Source organism: Helicobacter sp. (genome assembly GCF_029067145.1).
GTDB lineage: Bacteria > Campylobacterota > Campylobacteria > Campylobacterales > Helicobacteraceae > Helicobacter_D.
This window is the reverse complement of record NZ_JAIEFA010000008.1, coordinates 1-5343: the sequence shown is the minus strand read 5'-3', so window position 1 is coordinate 5343 and position 5343 is coordinate 1. Positions and strand designations below refer to the sequence as shown.

Below are 5343 nucleotides of genomic sequence, written 5' to 3'. Positions count from 1 at the left end.
CAAAAATATTTTGTATTTTATTTTGGAATACTCCAAAATAAATAGGAATTCCAAGAATACAAATTTTTACAAATATTATCCAAAATAACTTCAAAATATTTATCCTTTTATTTTATTATATTGCTTGAATTATACCAAAATCCATTCTCCTTACCCCACCAATGCCAAGCTTAGTTCCTCTACAAGAGTCGGCAAAGAACCCTTAAAAATCACTTTTGCTCTATAAATCCCACCTAAGTCCGCGCAAATCTCTTGAATATCCTTGACTTCCACAAAGCCATTTGCGATAATGTATTCTTTGATAAGCTCTAAAAACTCCTCTTGCTCGGGACTAAATGTAATGCCCTTTTTGATACATCGCCCACGCCACAGATTATAACGCGCATTCGCCCCAATCGCAAAATCTTGCAGCTCTGTATCCATTTTGAGTGCATAACGCACAAGGGAGATGAGGTTGGTTAGGTTTTTGCTAGGATTCTTACTCACTTTGCCCTTATCACGCAGTTTATACGCATTCCATAGGCTTGGAACATCCATAGAATCCTGTTTGAGCTTATGCGCTAACTCCGCAATCACCTCATAAGTTAGGTGGCGGTTTTTGTAATTTTGCGAGTAGAGAATACTTAGGGCGGCAATTTCATCTCTATGCTGCAAAATAAATTCATTAAATTGCGCGATGAGATTTTGCGCCTTTTGCGTGTCAAATCCTAGCTCAAGCACGGAATCTTGCGAGATTTCATCAATATAAATTTTGCTCTTTTTTGCCAACTCTAAAAGCAATTTGCAAAATGTATCGTTTGTGAAAATCTCTAGTGGATTGTGCGCTATCTCTGCTCTCTCTAATGCTTGTAAGGAATCCGCAAATTCTAAAATCTCTTTTGCGAGCACACAAAGGCTTTTGCCAGAATTTAGCTCTTGCAAACGCGCATTATCCTCTTTGCTTAAGCTTAACTCTAAACGCGTAAGCCTTGAAGCAAGACTTAAAAGCGTATCTTTGTCGTATTCGCCTTTTTCCATACTTTCGCGCACCTGTTGCAAAATCTCTTTAAAACTTAAGCCTTTCTTGCGTTCTAAAGGACGCGAATCAATCTTTTGAGATTCACTCACGCCCACCGCGTCAATCACATAAAAACGCGTTTTGCAATCCGCATTAGGCGTAACCGCCCTTAAATCGTCATTATGGATACTACGCACCCCGCGCCCAACCATTTGCGCATAATAACTCGCCGATTTAATATCGCGCATAAAAATCAGCACTTCTAAAGGCTTAATGTCTGTGCCTGTGGCTATCATATCCACCGTAACTGCGATTCTAAACTTTTTGGAATGCCTAAAAGCATTGATAAGTTCTTGTGGGTTTTGATTGCCGATGTTGTAGGTGATTTTTTGTGCAAACTCATTGTCTGCATTAAACACTTCTCGCGCAAGGCGCACGATTTCCTCTGCGTGATTATCATCTTTGGCAAAAATCAAAGTTTTGGGCAAATAGCTTCGCTCACGTTCAGGAAAAAGTAGGTCAAAGACTTTGTTTTTATAAGCCTCTAAAATCGTGCGGATTTGGCTAGGAGCAAGCACGGAGCGGTCTAAATCTGCTTTGGAGTATTCTAAATCCTCTTCCAAGCTCTCATAGCCGATTTTTCGCGTGTCCTTTTCTCTAAATGGAATCTGAAATTCTGCATTTGCTTCAATAATGCTTCCTTGCTCACTAATGCGCGTTTTAATTCTAAAGATTTCATAGCCCACATTGACTTTATCAAGAATGGATTTTTCTAAGTCATATTGCGCTACAATATTTTGGGCAAAAAATCCTAAAGTATGCTTAGAGGGTGTCGCACTAAGCCCGATAAGAAATGCGTCAAAATACTCTAGCACCTGTCGCCACAGCCCATAAATGCTGCGGTGGCATTCATCAATAACGATAAAATCAAAGGTATCAATGCCAATTTGGGGATTATAGGCAACTTCTTTTGTCTCTTTATCCTCACTTTCAAAGGCGGAGCGTTCCTCGTTTGTGCTATCAAACTCACTCTCTCCGCGCAAAATAGAATACAGCCGCTGAATTGTTGTAATCACGACTTTGGATTCTTTGGGAATGTGATTTGTCTCTAAATGCACCACATTATAAATCTCGCTAAAATGTCGCTTGTCTGTGCTTGGGCTGAAATTATCAAATTCTTTTTTCGCTTGTTTGCCAAGATTGTTTCTATCCACAAGAAACAAAATGCGCTTTGCCTTTGCTATGCTTAACAGGCGATAGGCAAAATTACAAGCGGTAAAGGTCTTACCCGCACCGGTTGCCATTTGGATTAAGGCTCTTTGTTTGTTTTGTTTCAAAGATTTTTCTAAGCCCTCTATCGCGTCCTTTTGACACACTCTCAAGACTTTAGAATCTTGACTGCTTAGTGGTGGGATTTGTTGGATTCTCTCACGCAAAGGAGTGGAGTTAAGCTGTTCTAAAAGCTCTTTTGGTGTGTGAAAGGCAAAAATCCCCCTTGAGCGTGGGCTTGGTTCGCGTAAATCTGTAAAATAAATTTCACTTGCGTTGCTCGTATAAACAAAGGGCAAACTCTCTTGATAAGAGGGAATATGCGCAGGGAGAGTATAAGCATAATTTTTGGCTTGATTTTCCGCCCCGCTTAGAGACAAAGAAAATTTTTTCGCCTCTATCACCCCACACGCTTTGCCTGCGACAAAAAGCATATAATCCGCCTTTGTGCCATTTTCTAGGATAAATTCTCTTATGGCGAGATTGCGGGTTACATTGGGCGTGGAATCCCCTAAAGCGCAATCCTTAAAATCTCTTAACTCAAATCCCGCTAGTGATAAAAGCTTATCAATCTCTTTTCTTGCTTTTTGCTCTGGCTTCAAACCTCTTCCTCTATCTTTTTTCATCGTATTTTACAATAAACTTAAAAGTTATGCGCAAGGAATCGTAACTATTTCTTGGTAAAATACTATTCAAGAAACGCAAGTATAATAGCACTAAAAGGAGTTATCATGAAGAATAAGCATTATTTTTTAGCAGTCTTGTTTGCAGTAATATTTTTAGCAACTTCTAGCTTCTCAAGTCAAAAGGACACGCCAAAACAAACATACACAAATCCTTACTTAAAAGATTGGAGCGACATAGGGGAATTTTTTGCAAGTGATTATTTCTATACGCCACTTTCTGGCACATCAAAAATTTCTGCCGATTATTTTGATATAAAGATTCTAAAACACAATAAAAATACTTTACAGCTAGGCTTTCTACTTGAAAGAGCAATAAATGGCGGGGCAAGACTTAGAGATTGGGGGAATGAAGGCTCTTGTTATAGAGATGATGAGAGCAAAGATGAACCCATTGCACTTTTAAAGCCTTTAAGCTCTACGCAAGCACAGATTCTATTCCCTGCTTTTCCACAATGCACCCTTATGGCACAAAGAGATGCTCAATACTTATATATCAATATAGAGGAGCAAAAGACAAATAAAGCCTGTGCGTTTTTAGAGCAAGAATGCAGTTTTGATGTGGGGGAAGAATATTATATCACTGACAAATATTATAAGCTTAAAGCCGGATTTGACTGCACAAAGGCAAGAAGTGCGACAGAAAAGAGTATTTGCTCTCACCCTGCACTAGCCAACCAAGATAGAATGAATAATACATTGTATTTTGGCACGAGGGAATGGATAAAGGAAATGGATTTAAGTGATTTTACATTGCCTCATAGTGAGGAATATATTGAGATTTCTAAGCTTAACTCAAACCTACTCATTGCCTTGCAACAAAAATTAGATAAACAAAAGAGTTTAATACTAAACAAACTCCTAAACATTCAAAGAAATTGCTTGAAAAAGCGAGAATCTTGCAAAGGAAATGAAGAATGTATTGAACAAGCGATGAATGAACAATTTATAGATTTAGGCGGCTATTCATACGCAAGATTCTATGATGAAATCAATGAGGCTTTATGGGAAGTATTCTCTTCTCGCGCACACTAATAAGATTCTATGATTTTAATCTTTAAAGCGCGGCGGGTTGCTCTTTATCTCTTTTGATATTGGCATTTTGCACATAACCTACAAATCGCCTCATACTGCCATCTTCCTTGTAATGTTCCAAAAACCAAATTTTTGTGAAACCATTACGAGAATTTTTAGCCATTAAAACAATCGTCGCCTTATCGTTTAAAATTGCGGTGTGAAGCACATTAGAGTTTAGACTAGGTTTCTCATAGATTTTTACCGCTCCTGCAGAACTAACAAACTCCATATGCACGCGTTGGGGAGTTTTAATAGTAGAATCGTTCTCATCATCTATAATAGCTTGTAGGTTACGTATCCGTTCATTATTTCTTATAAAAAGACAATAAGCCAGCAAGTTGGGTTCTTCTCGTTGATTGCATACAAGATTACGTTCTTTTATCCATTCTAATTGCTCTTTTTTGAGCTTTTGCTTATTGCTTTCACTCCACGTAAAATCATAAATATAGTTATACATTTGATTGAGAATATAATCACCTCTTATAGTTGCAAAGCTATTGCAAATACCTTTTTCTATCTTACTTAGCCCACTTTTATCACAATTAAAGCTCGCATTAAGAGGCGGATAAAACCCACTCAAAGTTCCTTGTGGCATACCTCCAATTTGACTTAAAGCCTCTTGCGATATATATTGATTTTTACTTTTCAAATAGCAGACTTCAGAATCCAACAAGACAGAAGAAGTGAAAGTAATGCCTTTTTTATTTTTAATAAGACTAAAGTCTGCCTTTTGGCGACAAGATTCTTTGTCCTTCCCTTGAAATTCAGAGCACATTCTCTCAAAATAAGATTCATTCGGTTTGGCTTGATGCGCAGAAACAAGAATCTCTATCCCATCAAGCGAAACTTCATTACAGTTTATGGATTCTCTTTTTGTATAAGCAGGATTTGTCTTTTTGGTAGTGATATGATTAAGTATGCAAGTGCCCTTACTGCTATCGCAATCATAAATGCTTAAAGCATTTTCTGCATAACATACACCCTCTAAAGGGTCGCATTGATTCAGCTCACCCCATACTCCCTCCCATTCACTCTTTTTGCTAAAATTTATCGTATCTTTACTGATATACTCGCGCAATTCAGGTTCGTCTGCTACTTCACAGCACTCGTTATGTGTAGCATATAGTTTTACACCTACACACAACAACACAAAACCCAATAAAAATGTAAAGCTACTGATAGATTTTCCCACTTACATACCTTATTTTCTTAAAATATTGATTTTAGAGTATACAACAAAATGCATATATTTGAAATTCCCACTCTTTACGTCCAAAGAATACAAGAAAAATATAATCCCACAATAGCACAAAACAG

3 protein-coding genes are annotated in these 5343 nt (G+C 37.7%); 1 reads left to right on the top strand and 2 read right to left on the bottom strand.

The features are described from left to right. Positions 1-150 precede the first annotated feature (150 nt). Positions 151-2868, bottom strand: a complete 2718-nt coding sequence (locus tag K2N75_RS00535; protein WP_297681663.1) for a type I restriction endonuclease subunit R — start codon at positions 2866-2868, stop codon at positions 151-153. Positions 2869-2997: 129 nt separating this feature from the next. Here K2N75_RS00535 and K2N75_RS00530 point away from each other — a divergent pair, with 129 nt between their 5' ends. Next, the gene (locus K2N75_RS00530; protein WP_297681665.1) at positions 2998-3984 is read left to right on the top strand and encodes a hypothetical protein; all 987 of its coding nucleotides are present in this window, start codon (positions 2998-3000) and stop codon (positions 3982-3984) included. Between the two features lie 22 nt (positions 3985-4006). Here the strand turns inward: K2N75_RS00530 and K2N75_RS00525 are convergent, their stop codons facing one another. Next, entirely contained in the window at positions 4007-5218 is a 1212-nt protein-coding gene (locus K2N75_RS00525; RefSeq protein WP_297681667.1) for a lysozyme inhibitor LprI family protein, read from the bottom strand. Positions 5219-5343 lie beyond the last annotated feature (125 nt).

What these genes read in the sequence shown, in the direction of transcription:
- K2N75_RS00530 (WP_297681665.1), top strand. Translation starts at nt 2,998, where the DNA reads ATGAAGAATAAGCATTATTTTTTAGCAGTCTTGTTTGCAGTAATATTT.